General features: G+C 43.8%; 16 protein-coding genes and 1 CRISPR repeat array. Of the genes, 7 read left to right on the forward strand and 9 right to left on the reverse strand.

From position 1 onward, the window contains the following. Positions 1-35: 35 nt before the first annotated feature. The gene (clpB, locus tag P8629_RS03055; RefSeq protein ID WP_278164337.1) at positions 36-2,600 is read right to left on the reverse strand and encodes an ATP-dependent chaperone ClpB; all 2,565 of its coding nucleotides are present in this window, start codon (positions 2,598-2,600) and stop codon (positions 36-38) included. A gap of 341 nt (positions 2,601-2,941) precedes the next feature. Here clpB and P8629_RS03060 point away from each other — a divergent pair, with 341 nt between their 5' ends. Together P8629_RS03060 and P8629_RS03065 are read left to right on the forward strand one after the other, a co-directional pair. Beyond that, positions 2,942-3,754 (forward strand): YdcF family protein, encoded by an 813-nt coding sequence (locus tag P8629_RS03060; protein WP_278164339.1) that lies wholly within the window; start codon positions 2,942-2,944, stop codon positions 3,752-3,754. A 2-nt stretch (positions 3,755-3,756) separates the two neighbouring features. Continuing rightward, positions 3,757-4,377 (forward strand): flavin reductase family protein, encoded by a 621-nt coding sequence (locus tag P8629_RS03065; protein ID WP_278164341.1) that lies wholly within the window; start codon positions 3,757-3,759, stop codon positions 4,375-4,377. A gap of 101 nt (positions 4,378-4,478) precedes the next feature. Then, a CRISPR array of direct repeats spans positions 4,479-5,505; the repeat unit is 37 nt; unit sequence AGTTGTGATTTGCGCTTAGACCTTAGTCGGTTACACT. 49 nt (positions 5,506-5,554) lie between these two features. Here P8629_RS03065 and cas2 read toward each other — a convergent pair. The 6 genes from cas2 to P8629_RS03095 all read right to left on the reverse strand — a co-directional run bounded on the left by cas2 (position 5,555) and on the right by P8629_RS03095 (position 12,179). Continuing rightward, positions 5,555-5,884 carry a CRISPR-associated endonuclease Cas2 gene (cas2, locus tag P8629_RS03070; protein WP_278164671.1) on the reverse strand — a complete coding sequence of 110 codons (330 nt, stop codon included), beginning with the start codon at positions 5,882-5,884 and terminating at the stop codon, positions 5,555-5,557. Positions 5,885-5,886: 2 nt separating this feature from the next. Further along, positions 5,887-6,759, reverse strand: coding sequence for a type II CRISPR-associated endonuclease Cas1 (gene cas1 / locus P8629_RS03075; RefSeq protein WP_278164343.1), 873 nt, complete (start codon positions 6,757-6,759; stop codon positions 5,887-5,889). Continuing rightward, positions 6,740-9,847, reverse strand: a complete 3,108-nt coding sequence (gene cas9, locus P8629_RS03080) for a type II CRISPR RNA-guided endonuclease Cas9 (protein WP_278164345.1) — start codon at positions 9,845-9,847, stop codon at positions 6,740-6,742. The genes cas1 and cas9 overlap by 20 nt, the downstream gene beginning before the upstream one ends. A gap of 186 nt (positions 9,848-10,033) precedes the next feature. Continuing rightward, a complete protein-coding gene (locus P8629_RS03085; RefSeq protein ID WP_278164347.1) occupies positions 10,034-10,603 on the reverse strand; it encodes a YqhA family protein in 570 nt (189 codons plus the stop codon). 4 nt (positions 10,604-10,607) lie between these two features. After that, complete coding sequence (gene hslV / locus P8629_RS03090) at positions 10,608-11,159, reverse strand: ATP-dependent protease subunit HslV (protein ID WP_278164349.1); 552 nt, start codon at positions 11,157-11,159, stop codon at positions 10,608-10,610. 48 nt (positions 11,160-11,207) lie between these two features. Beyond that, on the reverse strand, positions 11,208-12,179 hold the full coding sequence (locus P8629_RS03095; protein WP_278164351.1) for a tyrosine recombinase XerC: 972 nt from the start codon (positions 12,177-12,179) through the stop codon (positions 11,208-11,210). A 51-nt stretch (positions 12,180-12,230) separates the two neighbouring features. Here P8629_RS03095 and P8629_RS03100 point away from each other — a divergent pair, with 51 nt between their 5' ends. Together P8629_RS03100 and P8629_RS03105 are read left to right on the forward strand one after the other, a co-directional pair. Continuing rightward, entirely contained in the window at positions 12,231-12,902 is a 672-nt protein-coding gene (locus tag P8629_RS03100; RefSeq protein ID WP_278164353.1) for a nitroreductase, read from the forward strand. 51 nt (positions 12,903-12,953) lie between these two features. After that, the gene (locus tag P8629_RS03105; RefSeq protein ID WP_278164355.1) at positions 12,954-13,823 is read left to right on the forward strand and encodes a bile acid:sodium symporter family protein; all 870 of its coding nucleotides are present in this window, start codon (positions 12,954-12,956) and stop codon (positions 13,821-13,823) included. A 51-nt stretch (positions 13,824-13,874) separates the two neighbouring features. Here the strand turns inward: P8629_RS03105 and P8629_RS03110 are convergent, their stop codons facing one another. Both P8629_RS03110 and dapF read right to left on the reverse strand, forming a co-directional pair. Further along, entirely contained in the window at positions 13,875-14,546 is a 672-nt protein-coding gene (locus P8629_RS03110; protein WP_278164357.1) for a DUF484 family protein, read from the reverse strand. Continuing rightward, positions 14,546-15,397, reverse strand: coding sequence for a diaminopimelate epimerase (gene dapF, locus P8629_RS03115; RefSeq protein WP_278164359.1), 852 nt, complete (start codon positions 15,395-15,397; stop codon positions 14,546-14,548). Before dapF ends, P8629_RS03110 begins: the two co-directional genes overlap by 1 nt. A gap of 101 nt (positions 15,398-15,498) precedes the next feature. On the opposite strand from dapF, the gene hslU reads away from it, so the two are divergent. Genes hslU through ubiE form a run of 3 tightly spaced genes read left to right on the forward strand, consistent with a single transcriptional unit; the run spans position 15,499 to position 18,036 of the window. Then, complete coding sequence (hslU, locus tag P8629_RS03120) at positions 15,499-16,818, forward strand: ATP-dependent protease ATPase subunit HslU (protein WP_278164360.1); 1,320 nt, start codon at positions 15,499-15,501, stop codon at positions 16,816-16,818. A 15-nt stretch (positions 16,819-16,833) separates the two neighbouring features. Further along, complete coding sequence (locus P8629_RS03125) at positions 16,834-17,226, forward strand: DUF971 domain-containing protein (RefSeq protein ID WP_278164362.1); 393 nt, start codon at positions 16,834-16,836, stop codon at positions 17,224-17,226. A 45-nt stretch (positions 17,227-17,271) separates the two neighbouring features. Further along, a complete protein-coding gene (gene ubiE / locus P8629_RS03130) occupies positions 17,272-18,036 on the forward strand; it encodes a bifunctional demethylmenaquinone methyltransferase/2-methoxy-6-polyprenyl-1,4-benzoquinol methylase UbiE (RefSeq protein WP_278164364.1) in 765 nt (254 codons plus the stop codon).

Genomic DNA, 18,036 nt, shown 5'->3' on the forward strand with positions numbered 1-18,036 from the left:
GCTACTACTATTTCGTTATTTAACGCGAAATGACGTTAATGAAAATCAATTTCACCGTCCGTCAAACCAACATGGACGGTATCGCCTGCGACAAACTCGCCTTTTAACAAACGTTGCGCCAATGGGTTTTCCACCATTTGTTGCACCGAGCGTTTTAAAGGACGGGCGCCATAGACGGGATCAAACCCAGCTTCAGCGATTTTATCCAACACGGCGTCGGATAACTCCAGGCTCAAATCATTGTCCGCTAAGCGCTGACGTAAATGGTTCAACTGGATGTCGGCAATCGAACGAATCTGTGCCTTATCCAATGGATGGAACACCACAATATCATCAATTCGGTTAACAAACTCAGGACGGAAATGACTTCCGACGACATCCATCACATCTCGCTTCATTTCCTCATAGGTCGCTTGTCCGGTTTTTTCCTGAATAATCTGAGACCCAAGATTCGACGTCATCACAATCACGGTATTTTTAAAGTCTACCGTGCGACCTTGACCATCGGTTAATCGACCATCATCCAAGACCTGTAACAAAATATTAAAGACATCCGGGTGGGCTTTTTCGACCTCGTCCAGCAAAATAACGGAATAAGGTTTACGGCGAACCGCTTCTGTCAAATAACCACCCTGCTCATAACCTACATAGCCTGGAGGAGCACCAATCAAACGTGCCACCGAGTGTTTTTCCATAAATTCAGACATATCCAAACGTACAATGGCATCTTGCGTGTCGAATAAAAAATCCGCCAAGGCCTTAGTCAGCTCGGTTTTACCAACCCCTGTCGGCCCTAAGAACAAGAAAGAGCCATTTGGACGATTTGGATCGGACAAACCTGCGCGCGAGCGTCGAATCGCATCGGAGACGGCTGTCACGGCTTCGTTTTGCCCAATCACTTTCGCCCCAATCGCTTCTTCCATGCGCAGCAATTTATCACGCTCGCCTTCCAGCATTCTGGAAATCGGAATACCCGTCCAACGCGCGACCACTTCAGCGATTTCTTCTTCGGTAACCTTGTTTCGCAACAAGTGCATTTGACCGTCTTCTTCGCCTTCGGCTTCTTCCGCAGCTTTGATTTTGGCTTCCAAATCCGGAATCACCCCATACTGAAGCTCGGACATTTTGCCCAAGTTCCCTTCTCGGTGTGCCGCTTCCATCTCGATTCTGGCTTTATCCAGTTCTTCTTTATACTGTTTCGCCCCCTGAAGAGCGGCTTTATCTTTCTTCCAAATTTCTTCTAAATCAGCATACTCTTTTTCCATTTCATCAATGGATTCTTGCAGCACACCCAAGCGTTTTTTCGATGCCTCGTCTTTTTCCTTTTTCAAGGCTTCACGCTCAATCTTTAACTGAATCAAACGTCGATCCAAGCGATCCATTTCTTCCGGCTTGGAGTCAATCTCCATACGAATGCGTGAAGCTGCTTCATCGATCAAATCAATCGCTTTATCCGGTAACTGACGATCCGTGATATAGCGTTGCGATAAATGGGCGGCAGCAATGATGGCCGGATCGCTAATCGCGACCCCGTGATGCACCTCATAACGCTCTTTCAAACCACGCAAAATCGCAATGGTATCTTCTTCAGACGGTTCATCGACAATCACTTTTTGGAAACGACGTTCCAAGGCAGCATCTTTTTCAATATTTTCGCGATACTCATCCAAAGTCGTCGCCCCAATACAGTGAAGCTCACCCCGCGCCAGGGCAGGCTTCAACATATTGCCGGCATCCATCGACCCTTCGGTTTTACCGGCACCGACCATGGTATGAATTTCATCGATAAAGAGAATGACCGAGCCTTCTTGTTTTTCCAAATCCTTTAACAACGATTTTAGACGCTCTTCAAACTCACCACGGTACTTCGCTCCGGCCAACAGCCCGGCCAAATCGAGCGACAATAAACGTTTGTTCTTCAAGCCTTCCGGCACTTCCCCATTCACAATACGCTGTGCCAGTCCTTCTACAATCGCTGTTTTACCGACCCCTGGTTCCCCGATTAAAACAGGGTTGTTTTTGGTTCGGCGCTGTAGCACTTGAATCGAACGACGAATTTCGTCATCTCGCCCAATGACTGGGTCGAGTTTCCCGCTTCGAGCACGTTCGGTTAAATCTAACGTATATTTATCCAGAGCTTGTCTGTTTTCTTCTGCATTTTGATCTTGCACGCTTTCGCCCCCTCTGACCTGTTCAATGGCTGATTCAATAGCTTGCTCGGTTGCCCCGGCATTTTTTAAAAGCTCTTTAACAGGATCACTCGATTGTAACGCCGCCAGATAAAACAGTTCGCTCGCAATGTACGAGTCCCCTTTTTTCTGTGCCATTTGATCCATTAAATTTAAAACGCGTCCACCACTTTGTGACAACTGGACATCGCCGCCTGCACCCGACACTTTTGGCAAGGTTTGTAATTTTTCATCCACGCTTTGCTTTAACTGCGCCACATTGACTCCCGCCAATTGTAGCAACGAGGTTTGCTCAGCCAATAAAGCCGACAGGATATGCAGCGGCTCAATAAATTGATTTCCTAGCCCAAGTGCAATGGATTGCGCCTGGCCTAAAGCTGACTGGAATTGAGAGGTAAACTTATCCATCATTGTTAAAAAACTCCTTAAAGTTATACTAGGTAACTTACTAACATATAAGTATTATTTCGTTACTTAGAACATATGGATTAAAAAAACATTTTCAAGCGACCTGGGTAAACAAACTTGAATAAACTTTAAATAACAGTTAAAAACCAACTAGTCATTATTACTAAACAAATAGATAATCGTCAATTTTCTACTAAGATAAAATAACAATAAAAAAACTTAATAATGTAGCTTAAATACGTTTAAATATTCTTAAATAACCTATTCAAGACACAACAACGTTGCTTTCGTTTCTGAATAGAGCTTTCTCACATAAAATGATTTAATCAGGTCAGGTTCCCGCTATGGATTCATTATTTTTTATGGTGTCAAAAATTGCTTGGGCTTTTTTGAGCCCCAGTAATATTATTTTAATCTTACTGATTCTCGGATCAGCATTCTTGCTTTTCAATAAAATTCACAGCGCAAAAACTTTTTTGCTTCCCGCTAGTTTAGCAGGACTCATTGTTTTAATATTCCCTATCGGAGACCTATTAATTCAACCGTTAGAGCAACGTTTCCAAGCACCCGAACATCTGCCTAAAAAAATTGATGGCATTATTGTTCTAGGAGGTGGAGAAGATCTTAAACGCAGTCTAAGCTGGGGTCGCCCGGAACTTGGGTTAGGGGGGGATCGCTACATCGGAGCCAAAGAACTCACAACACATTACCCGAAAGCCCCCGTTATCTTTACAGGCGGAAGTGGCTCGATGCAACTTCAAAACACCGAAAAAGAAGGCAATCTTGCACGTCAGCTCTTAACCACTCTTGGCATTGCTGATAAACGATTAATTATCGAATCTCTCTCACGCAATACCTATGAAAATTTCAAGTTTAGCAAAGGATTACTGCCGGACGGTAACGGAACCTACTTTCTCGTCACATCTGCTTATCACATGCCGCGCGCAGTGGGTGTCGCCAATGAAGAGAACATTCACGTCATTCCTTACCCTGTCGATTACCGATCTAATAGTGACGAACTGCGCACCATGGATGTAGATTTTTTTGATCACCTTAAATCTCTCGAACCCGCTTGGAGAGAATGGATTGGTTTAACTGTTTATTATTTAACCGGTAAAACCTCTGACTGGTTTCCAGCGACAACACAAAAAGGCTGACAATGCAGTACAACACTTCTAAATTAGACATTGCTCAACTTTACCCGTTATTGGTTGGCGGCATTATTCCGCGCCCGATTGCCTGGGTCAGCACCCAAAGTTCACAAGGCATTGATAACTTGGCACCCTATTCGTTTTTCAGTGTGGCCAGCTGCACCCCTCCCGTTCTCACAATGACACAAATTAACGCACAACCCGAGTCTGACAAAGACACCTTGCGAAACCTGAAAGAAACACAAGAATGTGTTATCAATATCGTCAGTACTGACCTTGCAGAAGCGATGAATGCGTCTTGTACCAACTACGCCCAAAACGTGAGTGAATTTGAAACGCTGAAAATTGCCGCCTGCGATAGCCACAGCGTTACCGCTAAAGGGGTGGCACAAGCCAAGGTTCGTTATGAATGCCGCTTAAAAGACGTCATCGCCCTGTCTGACCAACCAGGCGGTGGAAAACTGATGTTACTGGATGTACTTCATATTTATGTTGACGATACGTTGATTCAAGAGGGAACGATTCAATCTGACAAATTGAATGCAGTTGGCAAGCTCGGGGGCAATGAATACACAAATGCTTCGGCCGATTTTGAACTTGCCAGACCAGCTTTAGAGACTCATAAATAATCAAAACTGACCAGGCCTGACCAGTTTTGAATTCGAAACGTGTCTATTAAAGATTAAAGAGAATGTTCCTTTTAGCAGTGTTTGAGCGTTTGGCGCACGAGTGTTGTGATTTGCGCTTAGACCTTAGTCGGTTACACTAAGCCATTCAACGTTAATACCGCACCGTAAGTTGTGATTTGCGCTTAGACCTTAGTCGGTTACACTTTGAATACATAAGCACCGCTTATCTTGTCAGTTGTGATTTGCGCTTAGACCTTAGTCGGTTACACTTTAAAGATATGCTTTTTGTATAATAACATAGTTGTGATTTGCGCTTAGACCTTAGTCGGTTACACTCCGGTGACATGGCATCAGGCGAACCGCCAAGTTGTGATTTGCGCTTAGACCTTAGTCGGTTACACTAACCCAACAAATGTTGCCATCACAGTTCCAGTTGTGATTTGCGCTTAGACCTTAGTCGGTTACACTAGATGATCCGATATAGCGCACACCTTCAAGGTTGTGATTTGCGCTTAGACCTTAGTCGGTTACACTATATAAATAAGTATACACAAATAATTTATAGTTGTGATTTGCGCTTAGACCTTAGTCGGTTACACTAAGTCCCCTGTTGTTGATAGCATGGACTCAGTTGTGATTTGCGCTTAGACCTTAGTCGGTTACACTCGGCTACCAATGGCGATCAAACACAAACAAGTTGTGATTTGCGCTTAGACCTTAGTCGGTTACACTTTATGCGCTTTGTTTTCATCTGCCTGACTAGTTGTGATTTGCGCTTAGACCTTAGTCGGTTACACTAATTTTTAGGGGGATATATGCAAACCAATAGTTGTGATTTGCGCTTAGACCTTAGTCGGTTACACTGGGCTGGTCAATTTTAGACCAAATCCCTAAGTTGTGATTTGCGCTTAGACCTTAGTCGGTTACACTTGCCGTCATCAAAGCGCGAATCAGCGAACAGTTGTGATTTGCGCTTAGACCTTAGTCGGTTACACTGTTGAATCTGCTGGATTCAGTGTCGAGCAAGTTGTGATTTGCGCTTAGACCTTAGTCGGTTACACTTTCCCAGCGTTAAATATTCCTCTGATCGTAGTTGTGATTTGCGCTTAGACCTTAGTCGGTTACACTAGCCCAATCATAAACAATTGATATTACAATTAATTTTACTATTACAGCCTCAGAAAAACATAAGTTGTTCTGGGGCTTTTTCTGTTTCAATACGTTTTTTTCCATAGAATACTTCAATTTTTCCAAACTGTTTATCGGTTATTTTGACAATTCTGACTTCACCGTCAGGTGGCAGAATCGCACGTACACGCTGAACATGCATTTGTGCATTTTCATCACTGGCACAATGACGCATATAAACACTGTATTGCATCATGGTAAAACCATTATCTAATAGGTGCTTTCTAAAGTTCGTGTAATCTTTTCGCGCTTTTTCACTGTCGGTTGGTAAGTCAAATAAGACAATTATCCACATGGTATTTTGCCCCCCAAATATCATCACTACTCCCTCCGTGGAAACGTTAAAACCACCTCGCTGTCTGAATAGGCTGATTTTAATTGCGCCACAAACAAACTCAGCGCAACCAAAAAAGGTTGTGATTTTTGTTGATAAACCACTGTTTGATTTAATTGGCTGAGCAAAATTGCTTTGTTTTGCTGATTTATTTGATCCGACTCCAAACCCACAACGTGTTGATCAATCCAGGGGCGAAATGGCTCCATCACATCGTCGGCCAAACAGTAAGCGTTATATTGGTTACTATGGTTTAACCCGATTGCTGGATGAAACCCCGTACCGACAAGTGCTCTGGCAACAGTCGCTCGGATAATGGCGTACCCATAATTTAGCAGGCTGTTTATGCCTTCCATCTCTGAGTCGCGCGTAAAATCTTTACCGAGCAATAACGGCCAATATTTTTGTGCCGCTTGAGCCTCAAGGTTGGTTTTATCGCCCGACTGCACTAAGCTGACCATGCGCGTTAATGCTTGACTGTCTTTATTTAAATTTTGCAGGGTTTGTGCTTGTTGAACGATTTTTTCTCGCACAATTTGTTGCCAAATTTGTTTACGTCGCACCGGTGTTATTTGAATTTGCTGCTGAATAATTTTGCTATGTAACGTGTGAGCGGCTAATGGCAAAGTTAAACTGCTTGGCATGTGTCGATGGTCACAATGGATTATCGCGCAATTAACTTGTGCACAGGCTGCCAGCACAGCTTGCGTGAGCGTGATTTGCGGATGCGCTAGAATCAAAACCCCCAAATCTTCAAACGCCACTTGCCCAACAACTTGATGATCTTGCTCGATCACCAATTGCCCCTGATGGCTTTTTAAGTAACTAGGGTGACTGATTTCAAGGGTGCGTTTGATCATTCGCTATAACCCCAATGGCATTCACTTGGATTTTTTGCATTTCATATTCACCCATTAAAGCGGTAATCGATTTACGAATTTCGTCGTCCTTGTTATCCAATTTGGATGCAACATGTTTGCGGAGCATTAATCCATTAGCAGTCGAATCAATCTTTTGCACTCGATAAAACCCATGTTGATTACCATTTTTAGCTCTTACCAAATCATTTTTATGTAAAGCAAAACAAAACTCATATTGATCATCTAAATACCCTTTAATCATGGGTTGCTTATTTTTCACCACTCTTTGGGTCGCCTCTAAAGCGGTAATAAATTCGGCTTTATATTTTCCGGTTTCTTTATGACGAAAAATTTCAACATGATGGGTATTGCCCAGCGTCATCCATTTAAACACCTCGCCATTTTGATTTTTAATGCCTAATTTAGAATGCTCTAAATCTTTAAGCGTGGCTTTTGACTGCAGAATACGTACACGCTTAATTGGTGTTTTGCCGTCTTTGTGGAAAACCGGATTATTTTTAGAAAAGGCGACCTTTGGCTTATTACCATGCTTTTCTAGATGGGCTTTTACTAACGCTTTTACTACCGGATCTAAAATATTTTCCGCACTTTTAGCGGTTAAGCTTTCATCTAGGTTTTTTCGATATACCGCGCCGATTCCTTCAATAAAACCTACCCCTGTATCTTCATGCAAAGCGCCTGTAATTTTTCTGACAGGGGCATGCGCAATGATAATATCTTGCAATCGACTCCCAACCTGTTGACGGAACTGATCAAACATTGGGTCTATGTGAATATCTTTTATATTCAAGGTACCCGGTTGTTTTTCTAAGTCTTTAGCAACGCGCACGATTGTGTTGTAAAGTTTTCGGTCTGCACACGCCACCACTGCCGCATCAATCGCATGGTGACGATGATCACTACGGTCTTTTTCAATTTTTGCGTCATCAATTAGGCTGTTCATACCCCATATATGGCGCAACCAAGAGGTGACTTGCCCTTTTATCGTTGTAACTTCAACGCCTAATGTTTGCAAATAATGCAGAGCTTCTCGGCTAATGTAGCGGGTATCCGTTAACTGGCTGCCAATAAAGTCTTTATCTAAGTCTTCACTGGTTTTATAAAAGGCATCACGCTTAGTCATCAAGCCCTTGGCATACCAACGGCTAATACCTTGCTCGATTTGTTCCCACTTAGTGCTATCACTTTCAAATGCTTCTTTAGGCGTGCGTTGACCTTTAAACTGATTTTCGCTCGCAAAACACACTACTTTATTCATATAGGAATCATTAAGTGTGAGCGAATAAGGCAAGATATGATCAACTTCAACCGCACCTGTAAAAAGCTCAGTCAAACTAATTGATTTATGGCTGTAAGCACACAGTTTTTGCTGTTCTTTCCATAAACGGTATTTCAGCTTATCTGTATGTGACGGATACTTTGACAACCCTAAATGACGGTTTGCAGCCGCAATGGATTCAAATTGATCTTGCGCCTCTTGATTGTCCGATTTATTTTTGTTTTGCTGACTTACAAATGCTTTATATCGCTTTGTATTCATTTCAAGATCACGCGCCATTTCTAACCGTATCGCGTCAGGCTTACCATATTGCTTAATAATTGCATTCACAACGCGTTTTACTTCATGCAAGCCTTTCATCACGATTGGGTTGGGAATTTCAGGCGGTGCACTAAGCTTGTCTTGCGGCTCATTCGTGGCTAGTTCATAACCATAACCGGCGCTCACTCTAGCATCCGAGTATATTTGACCTTGTTCAAGATAAGGTAGAAGATTATTAATCGCTTTTAAGGATAAGTCTGAATGTTCTGGTTCTAGTTCTGTTACACAAAGATTAATTGCAGTTTCTGTATCTAGTCCCCAATGTGTTTCTAAACGTTTTTTGAGTGCTTTTTTACTCACAAAAGAAACCAAGTCTTCTTCAAGTTTGTTCTGTTGTTCCAATGCTAAATCATCCCATCCAGAATAAGCTTCTCGAATTGCGATAGCCGTCGTATTGCCCTTAAAATTCTTATTTCCACTTTCAAAGTTAAGCTGATCATTTTTACTTAACCCTAAAACTTTTTTTATTTTTGCCAGCGTAGGTTTTTTATCTTTTTCAAAAAGCTCAATTAGCTTGGCACGATCTTCAGAGTTTAATGGTCGCCATTCCGTGGTATAACTATTAAATAGTTTTAAACTATTTATATCTTGTAAATATCTAAACCGTTGATAGGTTTGCCAGGCTTTTTTTGCGCGGTGCTTAGTTGGTTCAAGTGAGCATTTACCGACACGATCTTTTTTTAGCTTTAAGGGTCGCTGGAAAAAAATAATTTCAAACAGGGCTAAATCAATATCTTCAAGCACAGGATGAAACGCTTTTTGTGTTTCAATAATTTGCCAAAACTCGTCTTTATACATGCTTCTATCTGTTCTTAAATTACCGCCTTCTCTTGAACGATTTCGTTTTACCTGATCGGCAGGTAACTGATAGAGATATTCACCGAGCGTTCTTGCACCAGATTTTTTTATTTCCCCTCTTAACTGAACGATATCTTTTTTAAATGCGGTTTCTTCAGAAGATAAATCTTCTTTTTCTTCAGTTAGTATACTCACTACGTCTGGATCATCGGCCATATCCCCTAACAGGGTTTTACGATTACTTTGAAAACCACGCCGCTGTACAAGGTGCAATAACACTCTCCCTAATTCATAAGGCTTTAATTCAAAGTCCAGTGCTTTTGCTCTAAGCTCATAGGGGTCACCCAAACCGGGAATACCGTGAGTACCGGTTAAGATTATTTCAGGTTGTGTTGTTTCTGACAGACTTGAGGGCAGTAACTGGTGGGAAATTAAAAAGTTTTGCATTCTTTGTTTGCGACGTGCGCGACGTTGCAAAATACGGCGAGCCATTCTTGCGTTGCGACGCGCCTGATTTTTTGGTGTGGGTGTTTTATCTTCAACTGCTCGCTGAAAAATCCGCACACCCAAGTCTATTAGCTTTTGAGGCGCTAAATCTTCATCCGATTCTAACAATGCCCAGCCAACTGAATTCGTACCTAAGTCTAGGCCTAAAACTTTCTTGCTCATAGTCACCTACTCTGTTAGTATATTTACTACATAGTGTAACCGACTAAGGTCTAAGATTTAGCTTTTCATACCAAGAAATATCTATTTCGTAGGCAACGCTTCTATGCGACCCAAACCCTCCCAGCGGGGGTTTTTTTGTGCCTTAAAACTGACCAGGCCTGGTCAGTTTTGGATCGGGAAAGTGTTTTAGTGCTGATACGCTTTGTGCGATAAATACAACGCGAGTGCCACCAACATAATGGCTAATGAGTAATACAATAACTCCAGCGGTGCGGTCGGTTTTAAGAACAATGCCTGTTCGAAGAACATCACGATTAAAATCAAAAGAATGACTTTCGCAAGTTTGTCTTTCAAATCATCCAGAGAGTTGATGATCAAAATCTTGCTGGAACTTTTATTGCCGGTTGCGGCATCGATTTTAGAAATAAACAACTCATACAGCCCCAAAGAAAAGATCAACATAATGGTGCCCAGTAGAAAGCCATCCACCGAACCGACCACATGGGCAACGGTCTGTGATTTCATTGCAGCTCTTTCAGCATCGCCCAATTCATGATAATGCATCAGGTGTGCCATGGTGTAATACACATCTATCGCCGTCAGATAAAAAATACCAAACGCCATAATCAAACTGGCAACAACGGCTAATAACACCACAAATCGACTGTTCCACAGAACCCCTTCAAAGTATTTTTCCGCCATACTTTGTTGTTCTGGATGTTTATCCGGCGCTGGAGAGCTTGCTTGATTTTCCATGCACTTAATCCTCTTTCTTCAAGCTTTCAATCGTTAAATTATGATTGGTGTAGATACATAAATCAGCAGCAATATTCAATGCTTTTTCCACCACGTCTTTGGCTGATAAGTCGGTATTGTCCATCAAGGCTTGCGCCGCTGAGTGGGCATAACTGCCACCGGAACCAATCGAAATAAAATCATGTGCTGGTTCAATGACATCGCCCGTGCCCGAAATCAATAACATATTGTCGGCATCGGCTACCAGCATCATCGCTTCCAATTTACGTAACGCGCGATCGGTACGCCAATCTTTTGCCATTTCGACCGCAGCACGCATCAACTGACCGTTATGCGTTTGCAACTTGCCTTCGAAACGTTCAAACAAAGTAAAGGCATCGGCGGTTGCACCGGCAAAGCCAGCAATGATTTTTCCGTTGTAAAGTCGGCGGACTTTGCGGGCATTGCCTTTCATCACAACGTGCCCCAGCGTGACTTGGCCATCGCCGCCGATGACCATTTCGCCATTTCGTTTGGCGCATAAAATTGTGGTTCCGTGAAAGGTTTGTTCGCTCATGAGTTGTCTCTTTCCATTTGCTAATTGATTGCTGTGTACTCAGATTTTCTAAGGCTTTTTCTTGGCTCGGGGATGCGCTTTGTCATACACCGTGGCTAAATGCTGCAGATCGAGCTTGGTATAGATCTGTGTGGTCGACAAATTGGCATGGCCTAACATCTCTTGCACCGCCCTTAAATCTCCGCTAGATTCTAACACATGCGTTGCACAGGCGTGCCGCAATCTATGAGGCGACATTTTGGTGGGTAGCCCCGCTTGCAAGGTTCTTTTATCCAGTTGTGTTTGAATACTTCTGACGCCTAATCGCTTGCCAAACCGGTTGACAAATACCGCCTGCTCTCCCGGCTTAGCATAGTCAGATCGAATTTCAAGCCAACGATGCAGGGCTTTTTGTGCCGGTTTTCCAACAGGCGCATCCCGTTCTTTTTGCCCTTTCCCGAGCACTCGAACCCAACCTGAAGCCACCCCATCCAACCCCGGAGACAAATCCAATTCCACCAATTCTGATACCCGTAACCCACCGGAATACAAAATTTCAAAAATGGCTTGATCCCGTACATCTTGCCAGGTTTTAAGCGGCTGTTCCAAGATCAGTCGTGTCAAATCCACATCCAAACTTTTGGGGAGTGGCTTGGGTTGTTTAGGCGCTTTCAGTCCTTTTGCCGGATTATGAGTGGCTCGACCCTGCTCAATTAAGAAAGTATAAAAGGCTCGAATGGCCGACAATTGTCGCGCAATACTGCGGGCGGAAATGCCCTGTTGCATCCGAAACGCGATAAAAGCTTGTAACACCGGCAGCTGAATGGCCTGCCAGTCATCAAACTGATCTAAAAACGCCCAGGCCTGGTGACTTTTAAGGGCTTTTTCGTCTAATGGCTGTTCAAGATACTCCCCTAAATAAAACACCAGTAAGCCCATTAAATCTCGCTGATAGTTTGAGATCGTATGCTCGGACTTGTTTTCCAGCTTTAATTGCTTGATAAAGCGTTGATAATCACTCAAAATGATGACCTCTGACATGAGTTAAGGCCTTATTTTAAATAAAATTTAACTCCCCTACGTGAGAAAATTATGACACAAACCGTATCTGAAGCCATTAAAGCCCGACATTCCGCCCGTGCCTTTTTAGACAAAGCGGTCAATGACAAACAAATTTATCAGATCTTGGAACTGGCGCGTCGAGCACCCTCCGGTGTCAACACACAACCTTGGCAAGTTTCCGTGGTCTCCGGCAAAACTAAGCAGACCTTGGAAGCCAAAATGCTGGCACAGTTTAATGCCGGTCAGCGCGGAGAAATGCAGTATCAATACTACCCAAAAACCTGGGTGCCTCCCTACAAACAACGCCGAGTCGAGACCGGGAAAAAACTTTATGGCGCGCTGAACATCGATCGCGAAGATAAAGAAAAACAACGCCAGCAATGGGCCGCCAATTACCGAGGGTTTGATGCACCTGTCGTGCTTTTCTTTTGGATGGATAACGTACTTGAAACTGGCTCTTATCTCGACTATGGCATGTTTTTACAGAACATTATATTGCTTGCTGTGGAACAAGGGCTTGCCACTTGCCCACAAGGTGCATTAGGCGAATACCCAGAGATTGTTCGACAACCCCTTAACGTTTCTGACAATAAGATTCTGCTTGGCGGTATGGCCATTGGGTATGAAGACAACAACCATCCCGTCAACCAATACCGAACAGATAGAGAGTCGGTTGAAAGCTTTACCCAATTTTTTGATTAAAAAATTCGGTAAAATACGAACACTTTTTAATAACCTTAAGACTTGAAAATAATGACTGCTGACTTACTGACCCAGGTAATTTTACCTTTAGCCCTTTTCTTGATTATGTTTGGAATGGGCTTATCTCTTAGACCCGTTGATTTCAAAAATGTATTGGCTGCTCCCAAAGCAGTTGGAATCGGTCTGGTCGGACAAATGCTTTTGCTACCGTTAATTGCTTTTTTGATTGCCGTGGCTTTCAAGCTACCACCCGAAATTGCGGTCGGTTTAATGATTATTGCGTTGGCGCCGGGTGGAGCGACCTCGAACATGTTCACTTATTTATCTAAAGGAGACGTATCGCTTTCGATCAGTTTGACCGCGCTCGTGAGTTTAATTTCCCCTTTCAGCATTCCAATCATCACCGCCTTGAGCATGACTTATTTCATGGGCAACGCCACTGAGTTCAGCTTGCCGATTGTCAAAACCATACTCCAACTCTTAGTCATTACCGTGATTCCGGTCGCACTCGGTATGTTTGTACTGGCTAAGTGGTCACAAATCGCCGCTAACATTGAACGCGTACTGAAAGTGTTCTCGGTTTTCTTTTTATTCTTAATCATTGTTTTGATTGTGTTGAAAAATGCCGACAATATGATGAGTTTCTTTATGCAAGCCGGTTTGGCGACTTTGGTCTTGAATATTGCGGTCTTGATACTAGGGGTCTATCTTGCGAAATGGGCTAAATTGTCGGAAGCGCAATCCACCTCCATCGGGTTTGAAGTCGGGATTCAGAATGGAACCTTGGCATTGGTGGTGGCCGGCACTTTAATTGGCAACAGCACCATGATGATTCCTGCGGTGACTTATTCTTTATTGATGTTCATCACGGGCGCGGCTTTTGCAATGCTGGTCACGCGTCGAAAAAGTCGCACCGCTTAACGGCTTAGGTTCAATCAACTCGGAAACCAGATGATCGTCTTTTTATAAGCTTTAAAACAGGCGTTGTAATCGCGCCGTGATCATCTGCCCCATCACTTTTAAAAAGTAGGTGCCTAACTCTGGGCTAAAACGATCCGTGGTCGCCCCCAGTGCCAAAGCACCCCACACGCGTTGCTGTCCCAAAGGAATCACGCAAACGGACTGCATGGCTTTATCCGTATGAAACAACCCTTTCTGCCAACTATCTTCCAATAAGCCACAAACCGGTTTACCCGGCTGTAAGGTTTCTTTTAAGCTTTTTGACCAGGCTTGGGAAATCCCCAGCTGATTCACGCCATGGACTGATTTTTTCGGTACCTCCCACGAAATGATCGTGACCTCTTCCACATTAAACACCTCGTGCATCGCATCATAAACCACATTGACCGCGTCCTGGTCTGATTCTGCCGCCAGCAAGGCATAAGAGAGATCATACACCTTATGCAACAAGGCACCGTTTTCACCGGCAATGTCTTTCAGCGTATCCACTTCAACTTGTAAACTGTCTCGCTGCTCTCTTAACTGAAACACTTGGCGCTCCAATAAAGAAACCTCATGGCCACTTTTCGGATGCGGAATACTCAACTCATTCAATAAATTTGGAAATACATGAAAGAATTCACGGTTTCGGTTCAAATAGTTCGCCACATCTTCGGCATGAATATCATTAATCAAGCTGGACACTAAGCAGGTACTCCTCTTGCAATTTCCCCATCAAACACATGAACGGCAGGCCCCGTCATCCAGACAGGACTTTCTTTATCACCATTCCATTCAATCTCTAAATCACCACCAGGCAACGAAACCGTCACCACATCATCCACCTCTCCGAGGTTTCTTAACACCACCATTGCTGCACAAGCTCCAGTACCGCAGGCTAGGGTTTCTGCCGCACCGCGCTCATAAACACGTAACTTGATATGTTGACGATCCAACGTTTCGGCAAACCCGACATTCACTCTTTCTGGAAACAGGCGGTGCGATTCAATTTTCTCGCCTACTTCGGCGACGGGCGCCGCACCTAAATCAGACACCCGTAACACCGCATGCGGATTCCCCATCGACACAGCACCAATTTCAAAACGCTCTCCGTCCACATCCAGTTCATATTGCTCTGATTCCAACGGCATATCAAACGGCAAGGCTTGCGGTAAAAAATTTGGCGCGCCCATATTCACGCGCACCCAACCTTGTTCGGTAATGTACAGCACAACCATGCCTGACGCCGTTTCCACTCGTATCTCGGTTTTATCGGTTAAGCCTTTGTCATACACAAACTTGGCAAAACAACGTGCACCGTTGCCGCACTGTTGCACTTCCGATCCATCGGCATTAAAAATACGATAGCGAAAATCCACATCGGCCTGTGTCGAGTTTTCTACCATCAACAGCTGATCAAACCCCACGCCAAAATAGCGGTTCGCCCAAAAACGAATTTCTTCTGTCGAAAGCGTAATCGTTTCTTGCGTGGCGTCAATTACCATAAAGTCATTGCCTAAGCCCTGCATTTTGGAAAATTTTAATAAGTTTGTCATGGTGTTTTGCTGTGCCTTATATCATTCATTACAGTAATTCCTTTATAATAAACGAATTACACCAAAATCAAAAACTCAGAATTGAAGGAAACCCGCTTAAAATGATGACACCCAAGGAAATTGTTCACGAATTGGATAGCTATATCGTTGGTCAGGCAGAAGCGAAAAAATCCGTTGCCATTGCTTTACGTAACCGTTGGCGCAGAATGCAGCTGCCTGAAGAGCTCCGTCAAGAAGTCACCCCGAAAAATATTCTGATGATTGGACCAACCGGGGTTGGGAAAACTGAAATTGCGCGACGTTTAGCTAAATTAGCCAATGCCCCCTTTATTAAAGTCGAAGCGACCAAGTACACCGAAGTCGGATACGTTGGCCGAGAAGTCGACTCGATTATTAAAGACTTAGTCGAAAACGCTATTAAAATGCAGCGTGAACAAGCGATGACAGGCGTTAAAAGCAAAGCCCAAGATCTTGCGGAAGAGAAAATTCTTGATGTGTTATTACCGCCTGCGCGTGGTCGCGAAGAAGATAGCTATGAGCACATGTCTGAAACCCGCCAGAAATTCCGTAAGCGTTTGCGTGAAGGTGAATTAGATGACAAAGAAATCGAAATTGACTTGAATGCTGCGCCACCGAATGTCGAAATAATGGGTGCGCCGGGTATGGAAGAAATGACCAACCAGCTTCAAGACATGTTTCAAGGGTTGAACCAAGGCAAAAAGAACAAACGTAAACTGCCAATCAAACAGGCGATGAAATTACTCACCGAAGAAGAAGCACAACGCATTATTGATCAGGAAGATTTGAAAAATAAAGCGATTGAAAACGTTGAACAAAATGGTATCGTCTTTATCGATGAAATCGATAAAGTTGCCAAACGCCAAGAGGCGTCTGGTGGGGATGTGTCCCGTGAAGGGGTTCAACGTGACCTGCTGCCATTGATTGAAGGCTCTACCGTTGCAACCAAATATGGCACCATCAAAACCGACCACATATTGTTTGTGGCGTCGGGGGCTTTCCACTTAGCCAAACCGTCGGATTTGATTCCAGAATTACAAGGCCGCTTGCCAATTCGAGTAGAGCTTAAGTCGCTCAAAGTAGAAGATTTTATCCGCATTCTCACCGAGCCAAAAGCGGCGTTAACCACACAAGCGATTGAATTGTTGAAAACAGAAGGCGTCTCAGTCGAATTTACCAAAGAGGGTATTAAGCGTTTGGCTGAAATTGCTTATCACGTGAATGAAACCACCGAGAATATCGGTGCCAGAAGACTGCACACGGTCATGGAACATTTACTGGAAGAAGTCTCTTTCAATGCGCCGGATTTTGGCAGCGACACAGTAGTGGTTGACGAGGCCTTTGTGAATGACCGTCTGGGTGATTTATCACAAGATCAAGACCTTTCTCAATACATCCTATAACGTAAAGAGGCATTTATGGCACCCACTCCACAACCCACTGACATCAAGCTCAAACAAGCCTCACGTCAGTTGGTGGTGACGTTTGACACAGGCGAAACATTTGAATTGCCTTGTGAGTACCTACGAGTTTATTCACAATCAGCTGAAGTCACCGGACACACCCCCGGACAAGAAGTGTTGCAGGTGGGTAAACGTGCCGTTAATATTGATGCCATCACCCCCGTCGGCAACTATGCGATCAAACTGCATTTTGATGACGGACATGACTCGGGTATTTATACCTGGGAATGGCTATACAAACTAGGCAAACATCAAACAGCTTATTGGCAAGACTATTTAAAACGTCTGCAGCTCGCGGGACATAAACACCCGGATATTGAGCCAACAGACTTAACGCAATTACTGTAGTTTCGCTTAAAAATTAAGTGAATCCATTTCAACTAGGACGTTTTTATGACAACCGAACAGACACAATCCAAAAAAACCATTGATTTTGGTTTCAGCGAAGTCCCGCTAGAAGAGAAAGTTAAAAAGGTCAAAGGGGTGTTTGATTCGGTCGCCGGCAATTACGACATTATGAACGATGTCATGTCGTTCGGTATTCATCGTTTATGGAAACGCCACGCGATTGAACTCAGCGGCATCCGCCCAGGCAACGTGGTATTGGATCTGGCGGGTGGCACGGGTGATTTAACGAAAGCCTTTGCCAAACGAGTCGGTAAAACCGGTCGTGTGGTATTGGCAGACATTAATGAAAGTATGGTTCGCGTCGGGCGAGATCGTTTGACCAATGAAGGCATCATCGGCAATGTAAATTACACCATTACCAATGCCGAAGCGTTGACCTATCCCGACAATACCTTTGATTTGGTCACCATTTCTTTCGGATTACGCAACGTCACCAATAAAGACAAAGCCCTAGCAGAAATTTATCGCGTGTTGAAACCGGGTGGACAACTGATGGTGTTAGAATTTTCAAAAGTCACTCAGCCACTGTTAGCCAAGGCGTACGACTTTTATTCATTCAATATCTTGCCTAAAATGGGCAAACTCATCGCCGATGACGAAGACAGCTATCAATACTTAGCAGAATCCATTCGCATGCACCCCGATCAAGAGACCCTGAAACAGATGATGTTGGAGGCAGGCTTTGATAAAGCCGAGTACCTCAACATGTCTGAAGGGATTGTCGCTTTGCATCGTGGTTGGAAATACTAA

It is taken from the genome of Hydrogenovibrio sp. 3SP14C1 (genome assembly GCF_029625905.1).
Taxonomy (GTDB): Bacteria; Pseudomonadota; Gammaproteobacteria; order Thiomicrospirales; family Thiomicrospiraceae; genus Hydrogenovibrio.

Coding starts and splice junctions, on each gene's coding strand:
- P8629_RS03125 (WP_278164362.1), top strand. CDS start 16,834: ATGGCACCCACTCCACAACCCACTGACATCAAGCTCAAACAAGCCTCA.
- clpB (WP_278164337.1), bottom strand. CDS start 2,600: ATGATGGATAAGTTTACCTCTCAATTCCAGTCAGCTTTAGGCCAGGCG.
- ubiE (WP_278164364.1), top strand. CDS start 17,272: ATGACAACCGAACAGACACAATCCAAAAAAACCATTGATTTTGGTTTC.
- P8629_RS03105 (WP_278164355.1), top strand. CDS start 12,954: ATGACTGCTGACTTACTGACCCAGGTAATTTTACCTTTAGCCCTTTTC.
- cas9 (WP_278164345.1), bottom strand. CDS start 9,847: ATGAGCAAGAAAGTTTTAGGCCTAGACTTAGGTACGAATTCAGTTGGC.
- hslV (WP_278164349.1), bottom strand. CDS start 11,159: ATGAGCGAACAAACCTTTCACGGAACCACAATTTTATGCGCCAAACGA.
- hslU (WP_278164360.1), top strand. CDS start 15,499: ATGATGACACCCAAGGAAATTGTTCACGAATTGGATAGCTATATCGTT.
- dapF (WP_278164359.1), bottom strand. CDS start 15,397: ATGACAAACTTATTAAAATTTTCCAAAATGCAGGGCTTAGGCAATGAC.
- P8629_RS03065 (WP_278164341.1), top strand. CDS start 3,757: ATGCAGTACAACACTTCTAAATTAGACATTGCTCAACTTTACCCGTTA.
- P8629_RS03060 (WP_278164339.1), top strand. CDS start 2,942: ATGGATTCATTATTTTTTATGGTGTCAAAAATTGCTTGGGCTTTTTTG.
- P8629_RS03095 (WP_278164351.1), bottom strand. CDS start 12,179: ATGTCAGAGGTCATCATTTTGAGTGATTATCAACGCTTTATCAAGCAA.
- P8629_RS03100 (WP_278164353.1), top strand. CDS start 12,231: ATGACACAAACCGTATCTGAAGCCATTAAAGCCCGACATTCCGCCCGT.
- cas1 (WP_278164343.1), bottom strand. CDS start 6,759: ATGATCAAACGCACCCTTGAAATCAGTCACCCTAGTTACTTAAAAAGC.
- cas2 (WP_278164671.1), bottom strand. CDS start 5,884: ATGATATTTGGGGGGCAAAATACCATGTGGATAATTGTCTTATTTGAC.
- P8629_RS03085 (WP_278164347.1), bottom strand. CDS start 10,603: ATGGAAAATCAAGCAAGCTCTCCAGCGCCGGATAAACATCCAGAACAA.